Origin of the sequence: Rhizobium sp. TAL182, from assembly GCF_002117725.1 — a bacterium.
GTDB classification, from domain to species: domain Bacteria; phylum Pseudomonadota; class Alphaproteobacteria; order Rhizobiales; family Rhizobiaceae; genus Rhizobium; species Rhizobium esperanzae.
Genome location: NZ_CP021024.1, coordinates 3175223 through 3198439 on the forward strand (window position 1 = coordinate 3175223; position 23217 = coordinate 3198439).

The 23217-nt window shown below is 59.9% G+C and carries 31 protein-coding genes and 1 tRNA gene; 14 read left to right on the plus strand and 18 right to left on the minus strand.

Annotated features, from left to right (window positions below):
* Nucleotides 1-12 precede the first annotated feature (12 nt).
* Nucleotides 13-1311 (minus strand): PotD/PotF family extracellular solute-binding protein, encoded by a 1299-nt coding sequence (locus Tal182_RS16070; RefSeq protein ID WP_064803915.1) that lies wholly within the window; start codon nt 1309-1311, stop codon nt 13-15.
* Nucleotides 1312-1356: 45 nt separating this feature from the next.
* Nucleotides 1357-2445, minus strand: a complete 1089-nt coding sequence (locus tag Tal182_RS16075) for an ABC transporter ATP-binding protein (protein ID WP_085860076.1) — start codon at nt 2443-2445, stop codon at nt 1357-1359.
* A 268-nt stretch (nt 2446-2713) separates the two neighbouring features.
* Here Tal182_RS16075 and Tal182_RS16080 point away from each other — a divergent pair, with 268 nt between their 5' ends.
* Nucleotides 2714-3424, plus strand: a complete 711-nt coding sequence (locus tag Tal182_RS16080) for a GntR family transcriptional regulator (protein WP_085860077.1) — start codon at nt 2714-2716, stop codon at nt 3422-3424.
* A gap of 28 nt (nt 3425-3452) precedes the next feature.
* On the opposite strand, the gene Tal182_RS16085 is transcribed toward Tal182_RS16080, so the two are convergent.
* Both Tal182_RS16085 and Tal182_RS16090 read right to left on the minus strand, forming a co-directional pair.
* Nucleotides 3453-3863, minus strand: coding sequence for a DUF4174 domain-containing protein (locus Tal182_RS16085; RefSeq protein WP_041678707.1), 411 nt, complete (start codon nt 3861-3863; stop codon nt 3453-3455).
* Between the two features lie 222 nt (nt 3864-4085).
* Entirely contained in the window at nt 4086-4469 is a 384-nt protein-coding gene (locus tag Tal182_RS16090) for a hypothetical protein (RefSeq protein ID WP_038690240.1), read from the minus strand.
* Nucleotides 4470-4818: 349 nt separating this feature from the next.
* On the opposite strand from Tal182_RS16090, the gene Tal182_RS16095 reads away from it, so the two are divergent.
* Nucleotides 4819-5025 (plus strand): hypothetical protein, encoded by a 207-nt coding sequence (locus Tal182_RS16095; protein WP_064694756.1) that lies wholly within the window; start codon nt 4819-4821, stop codon nt 5023-5025.
* A gap of 22 nt (nt 5026-5047) precedes the next feature.
* The gene (locus Tal182_RS16100) at nt 5048-5287 is read left to right on the plus strand and encodes a DUF2934 domain-containing protein (RefSeq protein WP_011426157.1); all 240 of its coding nucleotides are present in this window, start codon (nt 5048-5050) and stop codon (nt 5285-5287) included.
* A gap of 97 nt (nt 5288-5384) precedes the next feature.
* Here Tal182_RS16100 and Tal182_RS16105 read toward each other — a convergent pair whose 3' ends face one another.
* Both Tal182_RS16105 and Tal182_RS16110 read right to left on the minus strand, forming a co-directional pair.
* A complete protein-coding gene (locus Tal182_RS16105) occupies nt 5385-6332 on the minus strand; it encodes an IS110 family transposase (RefSeq protein ID WP_085860078.1) in 948 nt (315 codons plus the stop codon).
* A 563-nt stretch (nt 6333-6895) separates the two neighbouring features.
* A complete protein-coding gene (locus Tal182_RS16110) occupies nt 6896-7090 on the minus strand; it encodes a hypothetical protein (protein ID WP_020921837.1) in 195 nt (64 codons plus the stop codon).
* Between the two features lie 122 nt (nt 7091-7212).
* Here Tal182_RS16110 and Tal182_RS16115 point away from each other — a divergent pair, with 122 nt between their 5' ends.
* The 3 genes from Tal182_RS16115 to Tal182_RS16125 all read left to right on the plus strand — a co-directional run bounded on the left by Tal182_RS16115 (nt 7213) and on the right by Tal182_RS16125 (nt 9005).
* On the plus strand, nt 7213-7938 hold the full coding sequence (locus Tal182_RS16115) for a LuxR family transcriptional regulator (RefSeq protein WP_085860965.1): 726 nt from the start codon (nt 7213-7215) through the stop codon (nt 7936-7938).
* Between the two features lie 213 nt (nt 7939-8151).
* Nucleotides 8152-8817: an acyl-homoserine-lactone synthase gene (locus tag Tal182_RS16120; protein WP_085860079.1), complete on the plus strand. Its 666-nt coding sequence runs from the start codon at nt 8152-8154 to the stop codon at nt 8815-8817.
* Nucleotides 8814-9005 carry a hypothetical protein gene (locus Tal182_RS16125; protein WP_020921840.1) on the plus strand — a complete coding sequence of 64 codons (192 nt, stop codon included), beginning with the start codon at nt 8814-8816 and terminating at the stop codon, nt 9003-9005. The genes Tal182_RS16120 and Tal182_RS16125 overlap by 4 nt, the downstream gene beginning before the upstream one ends.
* A 131-nt stretch (nt 9006-9136) precedes the next feature.
* Here the strand turns inward: Tal182_RS16125 and Tal182_RS16130 are convergent, their stop codons facing one another.
* On the minus strand, nt 9137-9505 hold the full coding sequence (locus tag Tal182_RS16130) for a response regulator (RefSeq protein WP_064803928.1): 369 nt from the start codon (nt 9503-9505) through the stop codon (nt 9137-9139).
* Between the two features lie 199 nt (nt 9506-9704).
* On the opposite strand from Tal182_RS16130, the gene Tal182_RS16135 reads away from it, so the two are divergent.
* Nucleotides 9705-9780: transfer RNA gene (locus Tal182_RS16135), tRNA-Ile, on the plus strand.
* Nucleotide 9781: 1 nt separating this feature from the next.
* Here Tal182_RS16135 and Tal182_RS16140 read toward each other — a convergent pair.
* Nucleotides 9782-10123 carry a hypothetical protein gene (locus Tal182_RS16140; protein ID WP_125461491.1) on the minus strand — a complete coding sequence of 114 codons (342 nt, stop codon included), beginning with the start codon at nt 10121-10123 and terminating at the stop codon, nt 9782-9784.
* Between the two features lie 395 nt (nt 10124-10518).
* Between Tal182_RS16140 and Tal182_RS16145 the strand changes: the two genes are divergently transcribed.
* The 4 genes from Tal182_RS16145 (at nt 10519) to Tal182_RS16160 (ending at nt 12353) form a co-directional block, all read left to right on the plus strand.
* On the plus strand, nt 10519-10728 hold the full coding sequence (locus Tal182_RS16145) for a helix-turn-helix transcriptional regulator (RefSeq protein ID WP_245344780.1): 210 nt from the start codon (nt 10519-10521) through the stop codon (nt 10726-10728).
* The gene (locus Tal182_RS16150) at nt 10725-11249 is read left to right on the plus strand and encodes a hypothetical protein (protein WP_085860082.1); all 525 of its coding nucleotides are present in this window, start codon (nt 10725-10727) and stop codon (nt 11247-11249) included. The genes Tal182_RS16145 and Tal182_RS16150 overlap by 4 nt, the downstream gene beginning before the upstream one ends.
* Before the next feature lie 64 nt (nt 11250-11313).
* A complete protein-coding gene (locus Tal182_RS16155; RefSeq protein ID WP_085860083.1) occupies nt 11314-11796 on the plus strand; it encodes a hypothetical protein in 483 nt (160 codons plus the stop codon).
* 47 nt (nt 11797-11843) lie between these two features.
* Nucleotides 11844-12353, plus strand: a complete 510-nt coding sequence (locus tag Tal182_RS16160) for a hypothetical protein (protein WP_085860084.1) — start codon at nt 11844-11846, stop codon at nt 12351-12353.
* Nucleotides 12354-13362: 1009 nt separating this feature from the next.
* Here Tal182_RS16160 and Tal182_RS16175 read toward each other — a convergent pair.
* The 4 genes from Tal182_RS16175 to Tal182_RS16190 all read right to left on the minus strand — a co-directional run bounded on the left by Tal182_RS16175 (nt 13363) and on the right by Tal182_RS16190 (nt 16920).
* Complete coding sequence (locus Tal182_RS16175; RefSeq protein WP_085860086.1) at nt 13363-14115, minus strand: phage Gp37/Gp68 family protein; 753 nt, start codon at nt 14113-14115, stop codon at nt 13363-13365.
* Entirely contained in the window at nt 14115-15230 is a 1116-nt protein-coding gene (locus tag Tal182_RS16180; RefSeq protein WP_085860087.1) for a three-Cys-motif partner protein TcmP, read from the minus strand. The genes Tal182_RS16175 and Tal182_RS16180 overlap by 1 nt, the downstream gene beginning before the upstream one ends.
* Nucleotides 15231-15962: 732 nt before the next feature.
* Nucleotides 15963-16589, minus strand: a complete 627-nt coding sequence (locus tag Tal182_RS16185) for an outer membrane protein (RefSeq protein WP_064803934.1) — start codon at nt 16587-16589, stop codon at nt 15963-15965.
* A gap of 139 nt (nt 16590-16728) precedes the next feature.
* Complete coding sequence (locus Tal182_RS16190) at nt 16729-16920, minus strand: hypothetical protein (protein WP_085860088.1); 192 nt, start codon at nt 16918-16920, stop codon at nt 16729-16731.
* Between the two features lie 253 nt (nt 16921-17173).
* On the opposite strand from Tal182_RS16190, the gene Tal182_RS32315 reads away from it, so the two are divergent.
* Complete coding sequence (locus Tal182_RS32315; protein ID WP_164517803.1) at nt 17174-17317, plus strand: hypothetical protein; 144 nt, start codon at nt 17174-17176, stop codon at nt 17315-17317.
* A gap of 319 nt (nt 17318-17636) precedes the next feature.
* The gene (locus Tal182_RS16200; protein WP_085860090.1) at nt 17637-18377 is read left to right on the plus strand and encodes an SIMPL domain-containing protein; all 741 of its coding nucleotides are present in this window, start codon (nt 17637-17639) and stop codon (nt 18375-18377) included.
* A gap of 594 nt (nt 18378-18971) precedes the next feature.
* Here the strand turns inward: Tal182_RS16200 and Tal182_RS16205 are convergent.
* From Tal182_RS16205 to Tal182_RS16225, 5 genes are all read right to left on the minus strand, one after another.
* Nucleotides 18972-19319: a hypothetical protein gene (locus tag Tal182_RS16205; protein ID WP_064803940.1), complete on the minus strand. Its 348-nt coding sequence runs from the start codon at nt 19317-19319 to the stop codon at nt 18972-18974.
* Between the two features lie 172 nt (nt 19320-19491).
* Nucleotides 19492-19797, minus strand: a complete 306-nt coding sequence (locus tag Tal182_RS16210; protein WP_064803942.1) for a hypothetical protein — start codon at nt 19795-19797, stop codon at nt 19492-19494.
* A gap of 230 nt (nt 19798-20027) precedes the next feature.
* Nucleotides 20028-20975: an IS110 family transposase gene (locus Tal182_RS16215; protein WP_085859716.1), complete on the minus strand. Its 948-nt coding sequence runs from the start codon at nt 20973-20975 to the stop codon at nt 20028-20030.
* 233 nt (nt 20976-21208) lie between these two features.
* Nucleotides 21209-21631, minus strand: a complete 423-nt coding sequence (locus tag Tal182_RS16220; protein ID WP_064803944.1) for a secondary thiamine-phosphate synthase enzyme YjbQ — start codon at nt 21629-21631, stop codon at nt 21209-21211.
* Between the two features lie 99 nt (nt 21632-21730).
* Nucleotides 21731-22339 carry a DUF922 domain-containing protein gene (locus Tal182_RS16225; RefSeq protein WP_170965848.1) on the minus strand — a complete coding sequence of 203 codons (609 nt, stop codon included), beginning with the start codon at nt 22337-22339 and terminating at the stop codon, nt 21731-21733.
* 200 nt (nt 22340-22539) lie between these two features.
* On the opposite strand from Tal182_RS16225, the gene Tal182_RS16230 reads away from it, so the two are divergent.
* The gene (locus tag Tal182_RS16230; protein ID WP_085860091.1) at nt 22540-22785 is read left to right on the plus strand and encodes a hypothetical protein; all 246 of its coding nucleotides are present in this window, start codon (nt 22540-22542) and stop codon (nt 22783-22785) included.
* Between the two features lie 18 nt (nt 22786-22803).
* Here Tal182_RS16230 and Tal182_RS16235 read toward each other — a convergent pair whose 3' ends face one another.
* Nucleotides 22804-23202: a DUF427 domain-containing protein gene (locus Tal182_RS16235; RefSeq protein ID WP_085860092.1), complete on the minus strand. Its 399-nt coding sequence runs from the start codon at nt 23200-23202 to the stop codon at nt 22804-22806.
* Nucleotides 23203-23217 lie beyond the last annotated feature (15 nt).

The following is a 23217-nucleotide window of genomic DNA, read 5'->3' on the forward strand; positions in this document are numbered from 1 at the left end:
TCCCGGCAGGCCTTACGCCGCGATGAACTCGTTCCAGCGGCGGACCATGTAGCGGTCCTCGTCCATGACCGAGTTCCAGCAGGCGACGGCGCCCATGCGGGCTTCGAAGGCGCCGCCGTCGCGCACCGCACCGGCCTTTTCCATGACCTTGCCTTCGGGAGAGAGGATGTCACCCTGCGCCGGCTTGCCTTCGATCCAGTAGCCCCACTCGTCTGCCGTCATGAAGTTCTTGGCGGTTTCCATGCAGGCGGAATAGTAACCCTGGCGGTTGAGGTAGCCGCCGACCCAGCCCGACGTGTACCAGTTGATATATTCGTAAGCCGCATCGAGCTGTGCGCCCTTGAGATGCGCGGCAAGGCCGAGGCCGCCGCCCCAGGCGCGGTAGCCTTCCTTCAGCGGCTGGTATTTGCAGGCGATGCCCTTGGAGCGGACGGCAGCAACGGCCGGCGACCACATCGACTGGATGACGACCTCGCCCGACGCCATCAGGTTGACCGACTCGTCGAAGCTCTTCCAGAAGGCGCGGAACTGGCCGTCGCCCTTGGCCTTGATGAGGAATTCGATCGTCTTGTCGATCTCTTCCTTGGTCATGTTGCCCTTGTCGGCATATTTGATGTTGCCCAAGGCTTCCATGATCATCGCCGCATCCATGATGCCGATCGACGGGATGTTGAGGATCGAGGTCTTGCCCTTGAACTTCGGATCCATAATGTCGGCCCAGCTCGTAATGTCGCGGCCGACGAGATCGGGACGGATGCCGAGCGTATCGGCATTGTAGATGGTGGGAACCATCGTCATCCACTGCGTCGGCTCCTTGGCGAATTTTTTGGCGCCCTGCGCCTCGACGAAGCCGACCGTGTGCGGTGCCGTGCCCTGGGCGATAACGCTGTCCGGCTTCATCTTGCCGTTGATGAAGAGCGGCACGATCTTGTCGTAATATTTGAGCTTCTTGACGTCCATCGGCTGCAGCACGCCTGTCGGAAACACCTTCTTGGCGATCCAGTATTCGATGTCGGCGATGTCGTAGCTGTCGGGCTGGGTGACGGCACGCTGAGCGGCGGCGTCGGAATCGGTCGCCGTCATCTCCAGCGTGATACCGAGGTCGGCCTTGCACTTCTCGGCGATGGCGTTGATGTTCGAAACGCCGGTGCCGAACTGGCGAAGCGTGATGTTGGTCTTCGCCCAGATTGTGGGAAAGCCAGTGATCGCTCCGGAGCCGGCGATGGCGCCGACGGCGGCAGCACCCGTCTTCAAGAGCGTACGGCGGGATAGGCCCTTCGCAGTCTTCGTCGATGTCGTTTCAGTCGTCATGTCAGTTCCCCTTTTTGTTGATGCGGAAGGTTGGTTGTTGATGGTTCATGCGGAGGAGCGGCCGAGAAGCACGGCGTCATCGCGTTCCCAGCTGAGCGCGACGGTCTCGCCGACGGCGACCGGCCGAGCGAAATAATCGCTATCGTCTGATATGACGGTGAAATCGTCGCTGCCGGCGCCGACAACGGTGATCTTCACCGAGGAGCCGCGATATTCGACGTTGGTGACGATGCCGTTGAAGCCGAGCGTCCACTCGGTCGCCACCTGCAGGCGGACGCGGTCAGTGCGGATGCCGATATCGACCGGCTCGCCGACTTCCCTGCCCTCGCCCCGCACGGAAAAGCTTTGCCCCTCCGGCACGGTCATGACCAGCATGCCGTCCGCGCTCGACGTCACCCGGCCGGACAAAACGTTATGGTCGCCCATGAAGCGGGCGACGAAAGCGGTTGCCGGCTTCTCGAAAACCTCGCGGGGTGCCGCCGCCTGCTCGATGCGGCCGTCATTCATGATGACGATGACGTCGGCGAGCGCCATCGCCTCTTCCTGGCTGTGGGTGACGTGGACGAAGGTGATGCCGAGCGATTTCTGCAGCTTCTTGAGCTCTGCGCGCATACGGATCTTCAGGAAGGGGTCGAGCGCCGACAGCGGCTCGTCGAGCAGCAGCGCCTCCGGATCGGTGATCAAGGCGCGGGCCAGCGCCACACGCTGCTGCTGGCCGCCGGAAAGCTGAGCCGGACGCCTGTTGGCATAGGGCTCCATCTGCATCAGCTTCAGCATCTCAAGCGCCTTGGCCCGCCGCTCCGCCTTGTCGACACCCTTCATCTTCAGGCTGAAGGCGACATTCTCGACCAGGTCGAGATGCGGAAACAGCGCATAGGACTGGAACATCATCGCCGTGCCGCGCTTGGCCGGCGGAAAATCGGTGACGACCGTATTGCCCAGCCGGATATCGCCTGAAGAAATGCTCTCATGACCGGCGATCATGCGCAGCGTCGAGGTTTTGCCGCAGCCCGACGGGCCGAGGAAGCAGCAATAGGATCCGGCCGGAATCTTCAGGCTGATCCCATGCACCGCCATCGTCGCTCCGTAGACCTTCGAAACGGATACTATATCGATCTCTGCCGCTTTCGACATCATGCCTTCCCCTGTTCGGGAAAGATGATGCATCTGCCGTGCCAATCGCCTCCAACTTCGGTTAAGCTCTTAACAGAAAAGGACTTTAACACTCGAAACCGTGCAGGCGCATTTTATGAGCACCGCATCGTCTGCACATCATTTAGGCTATCGTCTGCAATTTGCGCAGAAAATCGTATACAATTTAACCGCTGTTTCGATGACAAATTCCGTTTAACTTTTGCCGCGAAGCCGGGTATGGTTTGCCCGCCATCAGGGAATAGTCTTCATGAAATCCGCCGCCAAGGCCATGCAGGCCGAAGAAATCGCCGAAACCGGCGCGCACCAGATCCGCGACGCCATTCGAGAGGCGATCGTCGAGCGCAGGCTTTCCCCCGGCACCAAGCTTTCCGAAAGCGATGTCGGCAATCTTTTCAATGTCAGCCGCACACTTGCCCGCGCAGCGCTGCAGGCGCTTTCCTATGAGGGCCTGGTCAGCGTCGAGAAGAACCGCGGCGCCTTCGTCGCCTATCCCTCCCCTGATGAGGCCCGCCAGATCTTTTCCGCCCGGCGCCTCGTCGAGCCCGGCATATTGCGCGAGGCGGCGGCGCGGATCACCGCTGACGATATCAGGAATCTGCGAGAGCTTTTGCAGGAAGAAGGCCGCCTGATGAGCGAGCGCGGCCAGACGGCCCGGCGCGCCGAGATCAAGGCATCCGGCGATTTCCACCTGATGCTGGCCGAAATTTCGGGCAATGCCATCATGCAGCGCTTCATGGAGGAGCTCGTCGCCCGCTCATCCCTTGTCATCGCGCTCTATGGCCAGTCGACCGCTTCCAGCTGCGGCCATTCCGAACATGGCGACATCATATCGGCGATCGAACACAACGAACTCGACCGCGCCTGCCAGCTGATGCTGCATCACATCGCCCATATCGAATCCGATCTCGACCTGCGCGAACGCAAGAGCCTCGGCCTCAAGGAGGCCTTCGAACTCTGAACGGGTGAGCACACGTCGACCGCAGCTATCACGACGCCTTCTTCGGCAGCTTGTCCAGCGCGGCGAAAATTTCTTCTGCCGTGCGCGGCTCGCTGGAGCGCAGCTTCACCGTGCCGTCACGCCCGATCAGGATCAGCCCGAACTCGCTGTAAGGCGGCCCCTGCAGCCGCTCGCGAATATCGTCCGCATCAAGTTCCCAGCCATCGTCGAACAGCGAAAAAGCGCCGCCGCCGGCGATGATGAAGACTTCGACGTCTTCCTCAATGAGGCGCATCTGTGCATTCCGCAACCATTCGTCCTGGATTGCTGGGCGGTCGTCCTGCGCATCGGCGAAGATGATCAGCACCCGTTTGCTGTCTCGAAACCGCTCGAGCGATTGTGGAAGTTCCGGCTCACGTCGCGGTGTGCCGATGATTTCATGAACGATGGATCTCAGCATGGTGCTATTCCTCGCCCGTCATCTCACGGGCCTGTAACTGCGCCATTGCAGCGGTCGCGTATTTCAAGACGCGCAAGAACGCTGTAACGCGCTGAATAACTGAATAATTCCCAATCCGATACGAACTGGGAACATGCAGTAAACGGCTGGAATTGGGGGAGGTTCCGACGAAGCGGAAAAGGATCGCAGCTCAACATCTGTTGGCCACGATCCTTTTTCCCGTCAGTCGCGGCTCTGGTCCTCGGCCGCATGCGCCGAGACGGCGACGAGGTCCGCTGTGCCGTTGGCAAGCAGGCGTTTGCGCACCAGCACGCGCATGACGCGTGCCGCTGTCGAGAAGGTCATCTGGTCGAGCGGACCTTCGCCCTCCCACGGCTTGGTCAGCCGCTCGGTGACGGCGCCGACGATATTCATCGGCACGATGTCGGTGCATTCGCGCATGGCTTCGAAAACGAAACTGATCGGGATGACCCTTCCTTCATGGGTCACGATCGGTTCGGTCAATTCGCTGTCCCATTCCTCGAAAGCGTAAAGTGCTTCGCGAAACAGCTGCTGGAGGGTAAACGGCGCGTGGCCGTTATGAAGTGGCGGCAGGGCATTCATCATGTCTGTCTCCTCTTGATGGATTAAGCCAAAATCCTCCTGGATCGGTCGGCATGAACGCGGGGAACACAGCGTTTTTTGCCCCTGCGGACCGAATAACACGATTGATTCTATAGAGTAACACTCCGTGAATAAAGCCCGTTTCTCGACCGAGCCGGCACCCGTTTTCCTAAATGCATGAAACTCCTGCATGTTTTAGGCGAAATTTTCTCAGTGAGCCGGATTCTTGAAAATCTATGCCAGCCACTTGTGAATGCTTCGGGAGGCGGAAAAAACCCTGAAATCACGGAACTTTTGCGGCTGTAATCTGTTTTGTTCGCGCACTTCGTAACAGCAGATGGGGTTACCACCAATGACGCAGATCCGTGAACCGGAGCGGCGGTCCAGAGTCCTGCGCGGCCGTCCTTACAGCCTTGACGAATTCGCCTCCAAATATGGCCTGCGCAGCGACCAGGCCGAGAGCCTGTTTACCCGCTTCGGGCCCTCCTCGATCGAACTCGATTTGCTGATGGCAGCCAAGCGCCGCGCGCCTGTTCTGCCGGACAGAATTGCCGAATAACGCCTTTCACGGGAACCGATAGATGAGCGACAGACGCCATGAGTGGATCAGCAAACGGGCCTATGCGATCTGGGAAGAACAGGGCCGCCCTGACGGCCGGGACGGCGAACATTGGCGCCAGGCAGTCGCCGAGCGGGACGCGCTGGAACGCACGCAGGCCTCCGTCGATGGACGCGAGGTGCTAGTGAAGTTCCGCCCGAAGCCGCAACGGCCGGAACTGCCGCGCGACGGCTGGCTCACCCCGCCCGCCAAGGCTGGCTGATCGACGGCCAATCGCGAGATTCTGCACGCGCCGCTCAATTGCACTGCATCCCGGATGCGGTGGCCGGCCTCGTCCTTCGAGGCCCCTACGGGGCGCCTCAGCAACCGTGTTGTTGGGGTTCGCTCCATGGGGTTCGTCTTTTGATAATCGTGTTGATCATGACGATGAATTTCCGCATGGCAGCGACGAGGGCGACCTTGGGTGGTTTGCCGGCATCGCGCAGTCTTTTGTGGAAGGCCTTGATGGCCGGGCTGCAACGGATGGCCGAGAGCGTTGCCATGTAGAGAGCGCATCGGACGGTGGCGCGGCCGCCGGCGATGTGGCGCTGGCCACGCCAGGTGCCGCTGTCGTGGGCGACCGGGGCGACGCCGACGAGGGCTGCGAGCTTCTTGTCGTCGATGGCGCCGAGTTCGGGCAGTTCGGCGATGAGCACGGCGGCGCCGACCTCGCCGATGCCTGGCACGGTCAGCAGCAGGTCGCGGCGTGCGGCCATGTCGGGCTCGGCCTCGATGGCAAGCGCGATGGCGGCATCGACGCGGGCGAGCTGGCTCTTGAGGGCGGCGAGGGTCTCGCCAATCAGCGCGGCGACGGCTTGCGGGGCATGTTCGAGGCGGTTCTTCTCGGCGACCGCCATGTCGATGAGCTGCCGGCGGCGGGCGACGAGGGCAGCAAGCGCGATGCGGCCGTCGTCGATATGGGGGATCTGTGCCGGCCGCATCGCTCTGGCGAAGTGGAGAATGACGCGGGCGTCGACCTGATCGGTCTTGGCCAGCCGCCCGCTGGCCCTGGCGAAATCGCGCACTTGGCGGGGATTGACGACGGCGACGGCAATGCCGGCGGCCATCAGCGTCCTGACGAGCGCCATCTCATAACCGCCGGTGGCTTCGACGACGACCAGCTCGGCGCCGGCTATCGCCGTCGCCAGCGCGGTCCGGCCCGGCGCGTCGTTGTCAAAGCGGCCAACGGCGCTTTTGCCCTCGACAGCCACATCGAAATGGGCCTTCGAGACATCAATGCCGACCATGAAAGCTTGCGGGACATGCATGACTGCTCCTCCTTGCAACGCGGGCTCAAGGCCCAATCAACCGTTCGAGCGAAGACATGGCGACGGAGATGCTTGCTGAGGCACGAGTTCAAAACTCTGGGATGACACGCATCTCCGTCGCACAGCCGCATTATACAGCAGCGGGAACGTACAAGGATGAGGGCGGAGAGAAGGTGTGGCTTGTCTGACGATGGCGGAGAGAGGGGCCCGGCTTGCCTCATCGACTGCGGACAGAGGCGCGGTTTGCCTCACCGCAGAACGGAGCGGCGCGTCGAAGGGGAGCGTCGATAATGGCACAGTCCAACCCTTTCCCCGAACACCGCTGTTTCCGCTTGAAACACTTCATCAAGCATATTGGCACAAATCCATGGAGTACGGGTTTTTCTTTCACCCGCCCGCGACATTGCCGCTCGACACTCCCGTCGCAAAATCGGAAACGGAACAGGGATGAAAAACTGCGCATGCGCGAAGCGTGATTCCATCCGGCCGCGGCGCTGATTGATGCCCGGCCGGAGCCTCTCAGGTCGGGGAAAACCTCACACTGCCCGCCGGGGCGGACCATGTCAGAAGGCGTTGTTTTCCTGGCAAAGCGCCCGGTGGACCTCGGTCCAGAACAGCGCCAGCGGGGTGTCGCCGTTGCGTTCGGCAACAAGGGCGCGGATCAACGCTTCGGAACCTGCCATGTCCTGCCAGCTGGATTTCAGGCCTTTGGCGGCCTGTCGGCATTCGGCAATCTCGAACGGTCTCTTGCTGTCCATATGAGGTCTCCTCATGAAGGCGCTAGCAGGCGGCGGCCGGATTGTCATTCCCCGCATATGTGGGGATGCCTTGTATTTATGACGGTCCTCGCGGTAGGATTGAGGGAACTGGGACAATGGAAATGATCGAGAATACCTACAGCGACAAGTTCGAACCCGCTTTCGAACAGATCAAGGCTGCAACCAATGTGGATGCCGCCATCCGTATTCTCCAGGCCGAATATGGCCTCGATTTCGTGACCTACCATCTCGCCCAGACGATCGCGAGCAAGATCGATTCCCCCTTCGTGCGCACTACCTATCCCGATGCCTGGGTCTCCCGCTACCTCTTGAACAGCTATGTGAAGGTCGATCCGATCGTCAAGCAGGGTTTCGAGCGCCAGCTGCCCTTCGACTGGAGCGAAGTCGAGCCGACGCCGGAAGCCTATGCCATGCTGGTCGACGCCCAGAAGCACGGCATCGGCGGCAACGGCTATTCCATTCCCGTCGCCGACAAGGCGCAGCGCCGCGCGCTCTTGTCGCTGAACGCCCGCATACCGGCCGAGGAATGGGCCGAGCTTGTGCGCCGCTGCCGCAACGAATGGATCGAGATCGCCCATCTGATCCACCGCAAGGCCGTCTATGAGCTGCATGGCGAGAATGATCCGGTGCCGACATTGTCGCCGCGCGAGATCGAGTGCCTGCACTGGACGGCGCTCGGCAAGGACTACAAGGATATCTCGGTGATATTGGGCATATCGGAGCACACGACGCGCGATTACCTGAAAACCGCCCGCTTTAAGCTCGGCTGCGCCACGATTTCGGCCGCCGCCTCGCGGGCCGTGCAGTTGCGCATCATCAATCCCTGAGAATCGGAATCGATTTTCCGAAAATACGACGTGTCGATGCAAAAGCCGAAGGATCGCGATCTTCCCGGCTGCGCCTCGTCTTCGCCTGTCGCGACGCCATCCTCATACTTTTGGGCTAATCCCCCCATCTGAGGGGGCCCATCTGAGGGAATTTCCGATCCGGCCTGCCTGAACCATTCTGCTCCTCACGAACTGCAAACGCTGGAGGGCAAAATGTTCGTTATCATTCAGGCACATGAGTATCAGAAACACGCCGCCGTACTCGAGCAGATGTTCCGCCTGCGCAAGAAGGTCTTCGCCGACCAGCTCGGCTGGGACGTTCCCGTCATCGGCCCCTACGAACGCGACAGCTACGATTCGCTTTCTCCGGCCTACCTCGTTTGGTGCAACGACAGCCGCACGCGCCTTTATGGCGGCATGCGCCTCATGCCGACGACCGGTCCGACGCTTCTCTACGACGTCTTCCGTGAGACCTTTCCGGCTGCCGCCGATCTCGTCGCCCCGGGCATCTGGGAAGGCACGCGCATGTGCATCGACGAGGAGGCGATCGCCAGGGATTTCCCCAATATCGATGCCGGCCGCGCCTTCTCGATGATGTTGCTGGCGCTGTGTGAATGCGCGCTCGATCACGGCATCCATACGATGATTTCCAACTACGAACCCTATCTCAAGCGCGTCTACAAACGTGCAGGCGCCGAAGTGGAAGAACTCGGCCGCGCCGACGGCTACGGCAAGTATCCCGTCTGCTGCGGAGCCTTCGAAGTGTCTGACCGCGTGCTGCGCAAGATGCGCGCCGCCCTCGGCCTGACCCAACCCCTTTATGTCAGACATGTTCCGGCCCGCTCGGTCGTGACGCAATTCCTGGAGATGGCAGCATGAAACGCCTCGTTGAAACCGCAACACCGAAAGACATCTCCGCCCTGGAGCGCCATGTCCTCGCATCCCGCGACATCGCCACGCAGATAGGGGATCCCTTCCTCTCCTATCTGCTTTCGATGGCGCTGTTCACAATCTATGAAAAGAAGGCTCAGCATGAGAATGAGGCGCTGAAGAGCAGCTTCGGCTGAGGGTGCGGTCCCCTCCGCCGCACCTGAAGAGGGGCACGCCTCGCAGCGCCCTCGCGCGCGGCCGCAAAACCTGTCCCCGTTTTGCGGCTGCGCGCCCCCGGTCACCTCGGGTCGTCAACACATCAGGGACATCATGCCATCAGGGAATCGATCGTCGCAATCAACGTGTCGTGCATATAGGGCTTCGGCAGGAAGGCGGCATTGGCGGGCAGCGCCATCGGATCGAGACGCACCATGCCCGAGGTGATGATGATGCCGATATTCGGCCGCATCGCCCTCACCCGCCTGGCAAGCTGGATCCCATCCATCGAGCCGGCCATGTTGACGTCTGTGAACAGAATATCGACATCCTGCCGGCCCTTCAGCACCACCAGCGCCTCATCCGCATTCGCCGCCTCCAGCGCCACATGGCCGACATCCTCCAGCACATCGAGGATATTGAACCGGATCAGCGGCTCATCCTCCACGATGAGCACCACGGCACTGTTCGAAGCCACCATCTGCAATCGCCCTTTTCATGCGGAATATGATTCGAATAAGTGTATCCACCCTGCGAAGGTTCCAGTGCCTCTGCTCACCAAATATGCATCATCCACAGATGTTGCCCTGCCCGCTTGTAGCTCCCTGCAATTTGGGCTAGAGCGAACCGATGCTGCGGGAACCATTGCCCTAGCATCCAGGTGCCGTCACCGGCGCCAAGGGCCTGTAGCTCAATGGTTAGAGCCGGCGGCTCATAACCGCTTGGTTGGGGGTTCGAGTCCCTCCAGGCCCACCAATTATCGCAAGGGCTTAGCCAGGCATTTTCGCTGATCGGCTAAGCCCTTGCGCATTTCTGGGCAACATCTACGACGATGCTGCGCCCGCACAGACCTCAACAGTTCCTCGGCAGATGTAACGCCTTCATAGACCATACTCGTGCCGGTCTGCAGTGCATTGACCTGCCCGTCTGTTCCGGGGCTCATCCCTTCGAGCGCATATTCGATCAGCGTGACCAGCGAGCGGACATGCCAAAGGCGATCCTGAAGGGTGATGAGGGACCATGCTGCTTCACTTGCATCTTCCCTCGCCGTCTGTAGAGCCTGTTCATTTTCAAGAAACCCGAGAGCTGTAGCCAGCATGCGCTCTCCGGCCTCGGTATCTTTCACCCCACCTGTGTCAGTGAGCGCGAGGCGGAGCGCTTCAACTGCGCTTTTCAAGCTTGCAGCTGGTGCTTTCCATTCCGAAAGTCGTGCAAGAGGAGGTCCATAAGTGATGCCGGCGTAAGCACCGGTTCCTGCGTCGTCATCACGTGTATGGTTGCTCTCGAAGTCTTCACGGCCTTCCAGGTAGGCACGAATTGTATCCAGAAGCGGATCTTAGTTTCCGGGCAAGCCTTCGGCGGCTGCCGGCGCAGTAGCGTTCGACTTGATTCTCTCCTCGTAGAGTTTTCGTAACGCTGATACGATATCGTGATCAAATTAGCAGTCAATCAAAACCGTAACGAGGTTATGAATTGCTTCCGGTCCAATGTAAGATGGCGCGTACGGCGCTTGGGATAGGTGTTCGCGAGCTGGCCGAACTGGCAAAGGTATCGCCGGACACGATAGCACGGCTGGAGCGCGGCGAGGTGCTGAAGGAAAGAACAATCGAAGACATCAAAGGAGCGCTTGAAGCCGGTGGGGTCATCTTCCTCGATGAGGGTTCGACCACCGACGGCGGCCCCGGCGTGAGGCTTAAGGGATGATTGACACCCTCACAGCCCTATTGACACCCACGATCGCCGTGGCAGTTGCCTGGATCAGCTTTCAACAATGGAAGACGGCCCGGGCAAAGTTGAACCTCGATCTCTTTGACAGACGCTATGCGGTCTATCGCGGGGCGACCGACGCTCTCAGAGCAATTGCGCGAGATGGAGGCTGCAAGGACGATGAGGCCTTTGGACTGATGCTGAACGCGTGGAGCGAGAGCCAATTTCTGTTCGGACCTGATGTTCAAGAGCACCTTGATGAACTGCTCGACGCGATCCTTACAATCCAGAGCGCACAGCACATCATTGAAGATGGCCAACTTGAGAAAGATGAGCGATCTGCTCAGGTGAAGAAAAAATGGGAAGGCGTGAAGCGCCTGTCAAAAGAGAGAAAGCATTTGGTTGGTGTATTCGAGCCGTACATGCTGATGGACCACCGAAGGATCGGAACCGCAACGGAGTGGCTCGCCGAGCGCAACAAGATTCGCCTCAGCTATGCGGACGAGAAGCAGCGCTGAAAGGGGCAATTGACTCTGCCCCGTTTCATGCGAACTTACTCGCCATCAGGCTGGGGAATCATCTATGCTAAAATCAACTACTGCGGCAGCAGGAATCGCCCTGCTGTTGAGCTCGTGCGTGCAATCAAGCACCATGCGTGTCTCGCAGAACCAAGCCATCATTCAAACAAGCGCTGAACCCATGTGCGGCAGTGTAGGCGCAGCTAGGGCGGCGCAGAAGCAGGCCGCTGTCGAGACCATCAAGGCTGGTTACGATCGTTACATCATCACGTCAGCGGCCGCCGCTAACAATGTCACTGCAACTCAAATGCCAGGAAGCTATCAGACATACGGCTCCGTCAATTCCTATGGGGGATACGGGACTGTCAATGCGACGACAACTTACACGCCAGGACCTATCATCTATGGCGGCTCGCACGATCAGTCCATCGGCGTCCGCATGTTCAAGGACGGAGAGCCGGGAAGCGCGCAGGCTATATCAGCGCGCGAAGTTCTCGGCCCTAAATGGGCTGTGATCGTGAAGGACGGAGTGAATCTCTGCAACTGAACTCGCACTAAGTTGCAATCTAACGATCGAACGCCGGAGGAGTATCAATGACCGTTGCTGATTTGGTGCCATACTTCACCATCCCAGGATCGATCGTTGGTTTTGTAACGGGTGGCTTTGTAATCTGGGAACGGTTCTTCCGATACCAACCCTCCGCCTTCATCGTAGCAAAGCCTCTTATTCCTGGCGGCGCTCAAAAGGCCTGCTATCTTCGAGTCATCAATCGAAGCGAGCGACCCATTTTCGTGTCCTGGCCGACAGGTATCGAAGATAATGCCTTACGCATCGCAGCGGATCATTCATCGCGGTCGATCGTCAAGTCTCTCTTGCATGGGGAGAAAGCTGTGGTGCTCGATGGGGGCGAGGACGCGACGTTCCCAGTGCTTAAGCCACGGAACTGGGAGGCGCTGGAGCCCGATCAGACGATGGAAACGATAATTCGTTGGCGCTTTGCTCAACCGATGATCTGGCAACGGGACCGCACCTTCCTCGTGCGAATATCAAAGCGCTCATTTCTGCTCCTGGTCGACGAGCACGAAGACGATGGGGAAGACTGAGCTCATGCTTTCCAACTCTCGTTGCCGTTAGGTACAAACGGACCGTCGCCGCCTTCTTCTCGCAAACCATAGCGCCGATCGAGCCAGGCAACGCACGCGGGCCAGTAGCGACGATCTGCGAACAGAGGAGCTTTCATCGGGAAGCCGGACTTCTCAGCTGCCGGCAGCGCCGTCTTCAGCTAGTCAAGCGTGAGGCCGAGGCGGCTAGCGAGTTCACCGTCGGTGACGAACAGGGCATCTGACTTTGCCAGGAGCGCCGGGAAGACGGTGGACCGCCCCGGCGATTTAAAGGCAGACGGACACAGCTCTTCCGCCCCTCCGGCTGGATATTGCTCTCATGTCAATCGCGCAGCGTCAAGCGATAGAGGAAGAGACCCGCCGGCGCGGCAGATCCACCAGCACGATTCCGACGTCAAGGGCGCCAAGCCAGAGAGGGAAGATCGCAGGCCCAATTCCCCGGCCGTAGCCCTTACCCATTTTTCAAGCTTATTGGCATACCCTTCCTGCATGCCTGATCGCGCATCGAGCTCGATACAGGGAAGCTTGAGGTCACGGAGCCGGGAGACCATGGCGCGAACGAAACTGGGATAGTCCTGGATCACGCCCGACACGACCTTTAGCTGGGGCTCCTCTGGCACCTCATGCGGCGATCGTGGATTCTCCGTTTCCCAGCGCTCGGGATCTGAAAGCTTGAATAGTAGCGCCGGCGGATGCGGATCGGCCGAGAAAGCCACAACGATCTTGCGATCCGGTGTGGCCGCACGAGGCACATTCGCCGCCGAGAACGTACCATTCCGCCAGCTCTCCAAGCTGAAGAAAAAGTTTCTATCGTGATGCGGTCGGCGACATCTTGTCGCCGGCCGCATGCGATTTGGGCGTGGAGCATTCCCCGCCAAGCCGCATTCATGACGAAGCGATTATTGACAAATGGAAGGACAATAAACATGCGGCAACAAGAGGAACAACCGACTGAGAGCCGGTAGATTGACCCGTTAGCGAGGAGCCGCGATTACGCTGCGGCCGAGAGTGGGAGCTGATCCCAAGTCCGTCCGTCAAGGACGCGGCCCGCCCGCTTCTTGTTTACGCCACCCCATTGCTTGAAATGAAACGCGACGTTAGCCGCGACGCATTGGTCCCGGATCGAACGCACCCAAGCAGCCTCCATCGGGCGCGCGCCAGGTCCGCTCTCGCCTCCCGCGATAGCCCAGTCAATATCGCCTAGATCGAGCACCCCGAGGTCTCCGACAAGCGGTTCGAGGCTGAGGAATTTTACAGCTGCAGGAGTGGCGCGAAGATCATCAATTCGATGCTTATAGTCGCCGTTCTCGACGCTCACTCCCATCCACACGTTAGAAGGCCAATCAAGCCGATCTGCGACCGAACGCAGTCTATCCGACCGTTTGGTCAGAACTTGGAAGGTGTGCCGCGAGCAATCTTTCATGACATCGAAGACCCTGCTAACGAAATCAATCGGTACGTCTTCATGAAACAGGTCAGACATCGAATTTACGAAAATCATGCGGCCGGTTTTCCAAGAATACGGAACAGCCAGCGCATTATCATCGAGGCGAATTTTTCCGTTCCATTTTGAGCGACCACCGCTCCGTCTCGTGAGACCCCGGTACTTGTCCTGTCCCATCAGCTCTAGGCGCTCCGCCATGCGCATTGCGTAGCAGTTGGTGCAGCCCGGAGACAAGATACTGCAGCCCGCTACAGGGTTCCAAGTCGCCTCCGTCCATTCAATTCTTGAATTTGTTCCCATCACTTTCCTGCTTTCGGGAAGGTCACTAGCAAGCGATCCGCGAACCCACTTCTCCGGGGCTTTCCCTCTGGATCCGTGGCTTTCACGGTACCGGCGTCCTCCATCTTCTTGAGGACCTCTTTATAGTGTTTGCTTAGGTAAGGTCGCCCGATGCTGTGTTGCTGGTAGATCTGCAGCATCGATATGGTTTTTCCGGCATACTCCTGCTTCAACATCCCCTCTAGTTGGTCAAGCGGACGGGCGAGTTCAAACAGGAGCGGCATCGATACATCCGCAGGCGAGTATGCGAACGAGGCAACTCCTTGTTCCGACTTTGTGCTCGCAGACGCCATGATACCTTTCATAACCTCGTAGCCTTTGAAGCTCTTGGAGACAAAGACCAGATGGTGCGTCAGACGTCCCGTATCGTTGCGAAAACGGAAGGGCAGCACGTGCGTGCCTCCCATCTCTTTTAACGCATTCGCCAGTTCCTCAAGGATCATCTGCTCGCGGAGGCCGGGCTTGGTTCCTTCGACCCGCGCTTTGAGCTCGGCTGCTCGGGTGCTTCCGAAAAGGGCCGCCATGTGATCTTGAACCATCGGATTCGAGATACCCAGACTGATACGGTTGTAGTTAAAGAAGAAGACGCAGTCACATCCCCAATCCTTGATCACTCCGTTCACAAGCTTCAAAGACAGACCTTTGTACCCAAACGGATCCAGAAAGGTGAACGAGGGTATGAGTCGCGTTTTTGCGAAATATTCTTCTGCATCTTTGTTGACCGGATTGCAATTGACTGTCGGCGGGTTCTTTAATTTTTCGATCCCTGGCAATGAGTTGATTTCTGCTTGCAGGGTCTGGGTTTTGTTCTCATCCATGTCGTTAAAAAAGGTCACAAGCGCTTCGCTTATCTTTGGGCTCTCGATCGCCTTCTGAAGTACGAGCAAAGGTGTAGAGGCGGCACCATCCCGGTAGCGGCCGGGTCCGGCATACAAGTCGATATACGCGATTTTGCCACCACCAAATTCCTTGGTAGCGGGAAGAACAATGTTCGCCCACGCGGCAAAATACTTTTGCACAATCTCGGCCTTCACCGCAGATTGATCACCGCGCTCCTCGAAAAACTTCGCTGTCATAGGTGCCACCACATACGGTTGAATCGGTAAGTGATGGTATTGAGGATCAGGCATAGAACACAATAGAACATAGAGAGAACGTTAGCAATCTCTTGTTGAGATCGATAATACCGCCCCTGAGTCCGGTCTGCATCGTGCGCGTGACACATTTGGAAGGACGGAACTACCTGCGGCGGTTGGTAGGCGGGCCAATACCTTCCCGCCAGGCCCCCCGCTTCGATTCTTTGATTTCGCTAAGAAAAGTCGAGATCCAGAGATTTTGGCGGATCGGCCAATATCTTTTTTGGTTATCGCCTCCAGAATTCGAGGTTCTTCGTCAGGCAGGTGCGGCATCACCGAAGAAATTTCGATATAGCAATTTCAATGATTTGAGGGCGCCTCAAACCTTTTCGACGGTTCTTGAAGCCGCCTCGAAGAAATCGCCGCCCTCAGCTACCGTCTGGCTCCGCGGCGGTTTTCCATCGTGCCCGGTGTCAAATCCGTTGCCACCTCAATTGCCGAACCCCTCCTCTAGAACCCCGGCATTCCAGGGCTTTGGCGGCTGTTCCCACGAATTATCAGATTTTCCGGTAATTGCGGATCCTGGTGTCAAACAACAACGACTGACTTCGCTCTACGTGTTTCCAAAGTGCGTGCTTTGAAAGTGGCACGTGGTGCTGTCATTATTGTCGTGCGCAAAAAAGCCCCGCTTTTTTGGCGGGGCTTTGGTACTGCTGATCCAACCGACAGTGCTTAGAACTTCACGCCGATTCCAAACTTGAGTTCGTGCTGGTTGAGGTCGACATCGACACCGAGAATGTCTTTCTCGCCGAAGTCGTTATACCGATACTCGCCGCGGGCGAAGATGTTGTTGGTGATGGCAAAGTCGACGCCAGCGCCGACAGTGTAACCGTTGAAGGTCTCCGTTTCCTTGTCGGATCCCGGCAGGTCTACATATCCGCGCGTGGCGGTCCAACCAGCCGCACCATAAAGCAGCGCCCTGTCAAAGGCGTAGCCGACACGGCCACGAACAGCGCCGGCCCAATCAGTCCCGACATCCGCCCCCAGCGCTTCCTCTTCGTTCCAGTTGTATTCGAGGTTGCCCTCGATACCGACAACGATGTTGTTGTCGAACTGGAAATTGTAACCCGCAAATGCACCGAAAACGCCGCCGTTAAAGTCCTGAGAATCGCTGGCGCCGCCGGCGCTGAAGTCACCGTTTAGCCAACTGGCGCCGCCATCGATGCCGAGATAGGGGCCTGACCAGGTGAAAGCTGGCGCAGCCGCAACAGGTGCGGCCGGCACGTCCTGCACGGCATCCGCTGCAAATGCGCCCGTTGCGACAAGTGCTAGAAAAGTGGTGGCGATCGTGAGCTTCATGTTCGTGACCCCATGTCTTACAACACAACTGCAGGCTACAGCCTAACTCAACAAATAGCTGTAACGCCAAAGACACACTCGCAGGACCATACGGTAGAGAACATATCCGCCGAAGCGGTCGTGGCAAGTATCGCGCCTTCTAATAACTGCAAGACCGCCCATCGCCAGGTCTAAACCCATCGGCGCAGGCATGATTCAGGGGGCGACTCTCCTGATAGTAACCGCCGCTGATCGACGACGTCTGATCGACGCTTCCCGTCGTACAGGCCGAAATGATCGTTGAAAGGCTGATCAGCGTTCCGGTCGCGATAAAGGCGAAAAATCGGTTCATCTGAGGCTCTCCTTCGGAGGGGCATCGCTTTGCCCCAAGCCGGCAATCTACCACGCCGCGGCGAGAACCGGCGTTGATTCATGGCATCGGCTGCTCTTGCCGGCCTCTTGTAACGCTAAAGTGATCGCCTTTCCGCCCATCTTTTCAAGCCCCTGCGCTGTCACATAACTGTCATGCAAAATTGCCCATTGTTATGGCAGCCTGCGCAAAATATATGCCGCCGGCTAACAAAAAAAAGAATGAGTGAACTGCCATGAGCATACAGAAACTTTTCAACCGCAATCTCCTGACCCGTTTCGTCGCCGGTCTCGGTGCGGTTCCCCAGCGCATTCGCGAAGCCCGCGAAGAGCGCAAGCCCGCGATTCATCCCTCCTTCATGGATGATTTCGGCGCCTGACGCGTGGCAAGCCGCCGCCGGCGGCTCCTAATCGAGCGGCGGCGGACAATTCTTTTCGGAACCAGATTCGATCGACCGGCCGGCCTTCGTCCCGCCCGCCAATCCTGCCGAACTCGACATAGCCGAGTGTCGGATAAGGAGGACGCTTTACCGTGTCCGCCCTCTGCCGCGGGCCTACCGGGGCCGGCGCAGCACCCCTCTCCTCCCGCACCCTCACATTTTTCTCCCGATCCGCATCCGCCCCTTCCCTTCCGCCGCAATAGCTTCACAATCAACCGACAGAAAGCTCATCCGGGAAACGACAACTAGGGAATGAAACATGGCGCCGATTCTGTCCAAGACACTTGTGATGACTGCTCTTTTGGCCCTGCCGCTCGGCGGTGCCGCACCCGCCTTGGCGCAAGAGGCAAAGCCGCGTGAGGCGGTGATATCGGTGACGGGCGATGGCGAATCGGCCGTGGCGCCCGATATGGCCATCGTCAATCTCGCCGTCGTCAAACAGGCGAAGACCGCCCGTGAAGCGCTCGACGAGAACAACAAGGCGATGAACGACGTGCTGAAGGCGCTGAAGGACGGCGGTATCGCCGAGCGCGATCTGCAGACATCAGGCTTCTCCATCCAGCCCCAGTATAATTATCCGCAGCCGGTTGACGGCCAGCAGCAGCAGCCGCAGCTGATCGGCTACCAGACGATCAACTCCGTCACCGTGCGCCTGCGCGATCTTTCCAAGCTCGGCCAGGTGATCGACCAGTCCGTCACCCTCGGTATCAACCAGGGCGGCGACATCCAGTTCACCAACGACAAGCCGGAAGCGGCGTTCGAAGAGGCGCGCAAGAACGCCGTCGCCGAAGCCGTCAAGAAAGCGAAAACGCTGAGCGAAGCCGCAGGCGTCAAGCTCGGCCGTATCATCGAAATCAACGAGAATGTGCCGCGCCCGCTGCCGCAGCCCGCTTATCGCGCCACGATGATGAAGGAAGCCGACGTAGCCGCCGTCCCCGTCCAGGGCGGCGAGAACAATTACACTGTCAGCGTCACCGTGACCTTCGCCATCGAGCAGTAAATGGAAGCGGCAGCGCGTCTATTTGAGGGCGCGCGATAGGCAGCAGATCCGCGGCAGGTTGATGCTGCGCGTTTGCGCCGGCGCCGCCGAAGACCCCTCCCCACAAGGGGGCGGGGCTTGGAGCTTTTCCGGGTTAGCTTGAAGCATTCTGCCGGGGCAGGGTTTCGTCACAGAGGCGATTGGCGGTGGGCATACCTCCAGGTACGTCCGAGCCGATCGCCTCTGATCCTGGCGGAAACATGCCCGGCCCACCGGCCGCACCGCTTCGCCGCGGCGAAGCGATCAGTGCGTCCGGCGCTTCCCAAGTCTTGCAGATTTGCCTGGCAAATCTGCGGGAGGGTTGGCTGAAACGGGCCGGCTGATCGACCGGTCGGCTTGGCCGTAGAGCTGGGCTACGGCGCGCGCCGGCCGGTCGACCATCCGACTCCGTTTGAGCCAACAGAATGCTTCAATCTAACCCGGAAAAGCTCTAGATGCCGCAAACTGCGCGCAAAGGAATCCCACAAAAAGAAAACCGCCCTTGCCGATCGGGGAGACTGGCAAAGGCGGCTCTGGCGGCCGCACCGGGGAGACGAGGCCCGTATTCTGCAAAAATCAGCGGCGCAAAGCGGGGCAGCCGCGGACGTTGGCGAAGCTCATTTCGTCGGGGCCTCGGCGGGTCCAGCCCTGGACGATGACGCGGCGCGGGGTGATGTCGACGACGCGCGGGCGGCGGAAGCCCCAATCGCGGGCGAGATCTTCGGCCAGCCGCGGATCGCAGCCGCGCGGGCGGCGCCGGTCGAAGCCTGGCGGCGGAGGCGGACGGCGATAATCGCGCGGCGGATCACGATCCTGATCGCCGATAATGATACTGAATTGGGCGGCCGCCGGGACCACGGTGCCGGCAAGAGTACCGGCGGCAAGCATGGCGGCAAGACCCGCCTTTGCCAGAAACTGCATCATCGAAAAACCTTTCGTTCTATAGTCGGTGCGGTCGAGCCGCCCTCGCCACTCTCCGCATCACGCCGAAGAGTCAGTGGAATCACTTATACAAATCAGAGAAGAGACGGCTGAAAGTGTCGCCGTCAAGGCAAAAGGGGCGGCAAGCGCATGTCGGCGCTTGCCGTTCCGGTGTTCAGCGCCGGATCAGCGGGCAACCTCGGACATTGGCGAAGACCATCCTGTCCCAGCCGCGACGGTCGCGCCCGGCGACGACGACGACACGCGGCGACATGCGGGTAATGTGGGCTCTGCGCAGGCCGAAATCGCGCGCCTTGCGCACGGCGTGCATCGGCGAGCAGCCGCGGATCGGACGATGATATTGCGCCTCGACGATGAAGTTCGTCTGCGGCCCTGCGGCTGCCGCCGTGGAAACAGTGGCCGGAATGGATGAGAGGGCGAGCACTGCGGCAAGGCAAGCCTTGGTGAGGAAATGCGTCATGGAGTGTCTCCGTCGATTGGTCTTTTAAGCTCTCCCTTCAGGGATTGCCTCGACACTAAACGCGGCAAGCTGAATGCTGTTCGAACTGGCCATTCAGTTTGCATTCACAAGAAGATGAGCGGTTTTCGACGGCTCTTCTTTCGATCGGGATTCGCCCGATCTCTCGTCCGAGGGAGACCGCTCATCACCCGCCCCCGTCCTTCGAGGCTCCGGCCTATGGCCTACGCGTCTCAGCAACCGTGTTGTTGGGGTTCGCTCCATGGGGTTCGTCTTTTGATAATCGTGTTGATCATGACGATGAATTTCCGCATGGCAGCGACGAGGGCGACCTTGGGTGGTTTGCCGGCATCGCGCAGTCTTTTGTGGAAGGCCTTGATGGCCGGGCTGCAACGGATGGCCGAGAGCGTTGCCATGTAGAGAGCGCATCGGACGGTGGCGCGGCCGCCGGCGATGTGGCGCTGGCCACGCCAGGTGCCGCTGTCGTGGGCGACCGGGGCGACGCCGACGAGGGCTGCGAGCTTCTTGTCGTCGATGGCGCCGAGTTCGGGCAGTTCGGCGATGAGCACGGCGGCGCCGACCTCGCCGATGCCTGGCACGGTCAGCAGCAGGTCGCGGCGTGCGGCCATGTCGGGCTCGGCCTCGATGGCAAGCGCGATGGCGGCATCGACGCGGGCGAGCTGGCTCTTGAGGGCGGCGAGGGTCTCGCCAATCAGCGCGGCGACGGCTTGCGGGGCATGTTCGAGGCGGTTCTTCTCGGCGACCGCCATGTCGATGAGCTGCCGGCGGCGGGCGACGAGGGCAGCAAGCGCGATGCGGCCGTCGTCGATATGGGGGATCTGTGCCGGCCGCATCGCTCTGGCGAAGTGGAGAATGACGCGGGCGTCGACCTGATCGGTCTTGGCCAGCCGCCCGCTGGCCCTGGCGAAATCGCGCACTTGGCGGGGATTGACGACGGCGACGGCAATGCCGGCGGCCATCAGCGTCCTGACGAGCGCCATCTCATAACCGCCGGTGGCTTCGACGACGACCAGCTCGGCGCCGGCTATCGCCGTCGCCAGCGCGGTCCGGCCCGGCGCGTCGTTGTCAAAGCGGCCAACGGCGCTTTTGCCCTCGACGGCCACGTCGAAATGGGCTTTCGAGACATCGATGCCGACCATGAAAGCTTGCGGGAGACGCATGGGTGCTCCTCCTTGCAACGCGGGCTCAAGGCCCAATCAACCATTCGAGCGAAGACATGGCGACGGAGATGCTCGCTGAGGCACGAGTTCAAAACCCAGGGATGACACGCATCCCCGTCGCGCAACCCCACTATACAGCAACGGCAACGTACAAGGATGAGGGCTGATCGGTGTGCCGTGTGGCCGGTGGGTTGTTCGATGTGCCGTAGCTTCGGCAAAGACGCGCGGCGACCTCAGCCCCCGAGATGCAGCACGATTTCGCGCCGGTGCGGCCGGTCGCGGTGTTCGAAGAGATAGAGGCCCTGCCAGGTGCCGAGCGTCAAGCGTCCCCTGGCGACCGGAATGCCGATCGACACCTGCGTCAGCGCCGCCTTGATATGCGCCGGCATGTCGTCCGGGCCCTCGGCCCTGTGCACGACCCAGCCCATCGATGGATCGGAGGCCGGCGGCACCAGCCGGCGGAAGAAGGCGAGAAGATCGGTGCGCACGTCGGGATCGGCATTTTCCTGGATCAGCAGCGAACAGGATGTGTGGCGCACGAAGACGGTGAGAAGCCCCTCCTCCCGTCCCGAGGCACTGACGAAGGCCTCCGCCTGATCGGTGAATTCGTAAAGTCCCTGGCCGCGCGTGGACAGGGTGAGGATTGTCTGGGGCACGGGCGCTCTCCGTCTCGCAATGACATTGTCCGCGAGTTGGCGCGCCGTGACGGCCAAGTCAATGGCCGTCACATGGGCGGATCGATGTCCGCCACCCGGTCAGGGCCCGTTCACCAGCTTGAGGATGAGCTGCTGGATGTTGCCGCCGTCGCCCATTTCGACCTTGTCGAAGTCGCGGCCGCGCTGGCGCTGCCTTGCGGAGATCTCGCCGAGGCGCCGGGTCAGCTCAACCCTGATCTTCTGGCAATCGGGGTCATCGGCAACCGTGAAGCCGACGCTCATCGCCTCGATTTCCCTGACCATGTCCTTGATGGTTTCGCCATGCACCCGCTCATGCGCGGCAACGCCTGAAATGAAACCATCCCAGCTGCTCTTGACGGCTGACGGCAGCGCGGCCGAGGGCTTGGGCAGCGTATAGGTGATGATGAGCTTCGGCTTGTTGGTTGTGATAACGCAGGCGTTGCCCTGCGGCTCGTATTTGCGGGTCCAGGTCAGCTTGAACGTCGTATGCGCGATCACTCGGCCGGTGACTCCGGCCTTCGGCCCGTGCTCGCCGATCGATTCGTAGAGCGCGGCACCCGACGTGCCCGAGATTGCATAGGGCCGCACCTCTTCCACTGCCTGCCATCCCTCGGCCAGTGCTGCCGCCGGCAGCGAGGCGAAAAACGCCGCCAACATGCAAGATATGAATTTTGCCCTCACGCGCATCCCCGCTAGCAATGTTTTGCGCGACCCTAACGGGAGCGGTCGAAGCGTTCAACGCATCATGCATCGGCAGGCATCATTCCAAGGTTCAGCGGGATGGCCGAACCATGTCGATCCGGCCCGTATTTTCCATAGGTATCCATGGCTAGCCCGGGAACAATTGTCTTCGTCGGTGATTTCCCTTCTGACGCGCAGGAAAGAACATGGCTCGCTACTATTTCGATCTACACAATGCGGAAGGTCCAACGCGCGACGAGCACGGTACCGAGCTCAAGTCTCGTGAGGACATTCCAAAAGAGGTGACCCGCATCCTGCTGGATGTGGCCCGCGACGAACTGCCCGCGGGTGATCGCATGACGATCGCCGTCACCGTCCGCGACGAAAACGGCGAACCGGTCACGGTTGCCAGCCTCGTTTTCAGCAACGAATGGCTCGACGGCCTGCGATAAGGGCTGACGTCGGCCGCCTCAGAAGGTGCCGGCTTCCGGAGAAGCCATTTCCTCGATGCTGTCGACGCGGTCGGGATAGAAAGCGAGATGGCCTTTGATGTTGCTGACGGCGGCATTCGGCGCTTCATAGGTCCAGACGGCATTCTCGCCGCGTTCGCCGCCCCGAATGATGCTGTAATAAGCGGCGTCGCCCTTATAGGGGCAATGCGTGCGGTGATCGGTGCGCTGCAGCAGCGACATGTCGACATCCTTACGCGGAATATATTGCACCGGCGGATAAGAGGCTTCGCGCAGCGTAAGCGCGTCGCGGCTGTCGGCGACTGTCCTGCCGCCGAGCGTGACGACGACGCGGCAGGGATTGTGCTCGACGGTGATCGGGTGATCCGGCCCGGGGATCTTGATCGATTTATCTGACATGCGGTTCGTCTCCGG

Coding starts and splice junctions, on each gene's coding strand:
- Tal182_RS16155 (WP_085860083.1), top strand. CDS start 11,314: ATGCTAAAATCAACTACTGCGGCAGCAGGAATCGCCCTGCTGTTGAGC.
- Tal182_RS16225 (WP_170965848.1), bottom strand. CDS start 22,339: ATGCGCGTGAGGGCAAAATTCATATCTTGCATGTTGGCGGCGTTTTTC.
- Tal182_RS16180 (WP_085860087.1), bottom strand. CDS start 15,230: ATGACAGCGAAGTTTTTCGAGGAGCGCGGTGATCAATCTGCGGTGAAG.
- Tal182_RS16075 (WP_085860076.1), bottom strand. CDS start 2,445: ATGTCGAAAGCGGCAGAGATCGATATAGTATCCGTTTCGAAGGTCTAC.
- Tal182_RS32315 (WP_164517803.1), top strand. CDS start 17,174: ATGAGCATACAGAAACTTTTCAACCGCAATCTCCTGACCCGTTTCGTC.
- Tal182_RS16160 (WP_085860084.1), top strand. CDS start 11,844: ATGACCGTTGCTGATTTGGTGCCATACTTCACCATCCCAGGATCGATC.
- Tal182_RS16090 (WP_038690240.1), bottom strand. CDS start 4,469: ATGATGAATGCCCTGCCGCCACTTCATAACGGCCACGCGCCGTTTACC.
- Tal182_RS16145 (WP_245344780.1), top strand. CDS start 10,519: ATGGCGCGTACGGCGCTTGGGATAGGTGTTCGCGAGCTGGCCGAACTG.
- Tal182_RS16130 (WP_064803928.1), bottom strand. CDS start 9,505: ATGGTGGCTTCGAACAGTGCCGTGGTGCTCATCGTGGAGGATGAGCCG.
- Tal182_RS16175 (WP_085860086.1), bottom strand. CDS start 14,115: ATGGGAACAAATTCAAGAATTGAATGGACGGAGGCGACTTGGAACCCT.
- Tal182_RS16210 (WP_064803942.1), bottom strand. CDS start 19,797: ATGACGCATTTCCTCACCAAGGCTTGCCTTGCCGCAGTGCTCGCCCTC.
- Tal182_RS16190 (WP_085860088.1), bottom strand. CDS start 16,920: ATGAACCGATTTTTCGCCTTTATCGCGACCGGAACGCTGATCAGCCTT.
- Tal182_RS16125 (WP_020921840.1), top strand. CDS start 8,814: ATGAAACGCCTCGTTGAAACCGCAACACCGAAAGACATCTCCGCCCTG.
- Tal182_RS16100 (WP_011426157.1), top strand. CDS start 5,048: ATGAGCGACAGACGCCATGAGTGGATCAGCAAACGGGCCTATGCGATC.
- Tal182_RS16200 (WP_085860090.1), top strand. CDS start 17,637: ATGGCGCCGATTCTGTCCAAGACACTTGTGATGACTGCTCTTTTGGCC.
- Tal182_RS16140 (WP_125461491.1), bottom strand. CDS start 10,123: ATGCTGGCTACAGCTCTCGGGTTTCTTGAAAATGAACAGGCTCTACAG.
- Tal182_RS16110 (WP_020921837.1), bottom strand. CDS start 7,090: ATGGACAGCAAGAGACCGTTCGAGATTGCCGAATGCCGACAGGCCGCC.
- Tal182_RS16070 (WP_064803915.1), bottom strand. CDS start 1,311: ATGACGACTGAAACGACATCGACGAAGACTGCGAAGGGCCTATCCCGC.
- Tal182_RS16095 (WP_064694756.1), top strand. CDS start 4,819: ATGACGCAGATCCGTGAACCGGAGCGGCGGTCCAGAGTCCTGCGCGGC.
- Tal182_RS16230 (WP_085860091.1), top strand. CDS start 22,540: ATGGCTCGCTACTATTTCGATCTACACAATGCGGAAGGTCCAACGCGC.
- Tal182_RS16235 (WP_085860092.1), bottom strand. CDS start 23,202: ATGTCAGATAAATCGATCAAGATCCCCGGGCCGGATCACCCGATCACC.
- Tal182_RS16080 (WP_085860077.1), top strand. CDS start 2,714: ATGAAATCCGCCGCCAAGGCCATGCAGGCCGAAGAAATCGCCGAAACC.
- Tal182_RS16105 (WP_085860078.1), bottom strand. CDS start 6,332: ATGCATGTCCCGCAAGCTTTCATGGTCGGCATTGATGTCTCGAAGGCC.
- Tal182_RS16115 (WP_085860965.1), top strand. CDS start 7,213: ATGATCGAGAATACCTACAGCGACAAGTTCGAACCCGCTTTCGAACAG.
- Tal182_RS16215 (WP_085859716.1), bottom strand. CDS start 20,975: ATGCGTCTCCCGCAAGCTTTCATGGTCGGCATCGATGTCTCGAAAGCC.
- Tal182_RS16085 (WP_041678707.1), bottom strand. CDS start 3,863: ATGCTGAGATCCATCGTTCATGAAATCATCGGCACACCGCGACGTGAG.
- Tal182_RS16120 (WP_085860079.1), top strand. CDS start 8,152: ATGTTCGTTATCATTCAGGCACATGAGTATCAGAAACACGCCGCCGTA.
- Tal182_RS16185 (WP_064803934.1), bottom strand. CDS start 16,589: ATGAAGCTCACGATCGCCACCACTTTTCTAGCACTTGTCGCAACGGGC.
- Tal182_RS16150 (WP_085860082.1), top strand. CDS start 10,725: ATGATTGACACCCTCACAGCCCTATTGACACCCACGATCGCCGTGGCA.
- Tal182_RS16205 (WP_064803940.1), bottom strand. CDS start 19,319: ATGATGCAGTTTCTGGCAAAGGCGGGTCTTGCCGCCATGCTTGCCGCC.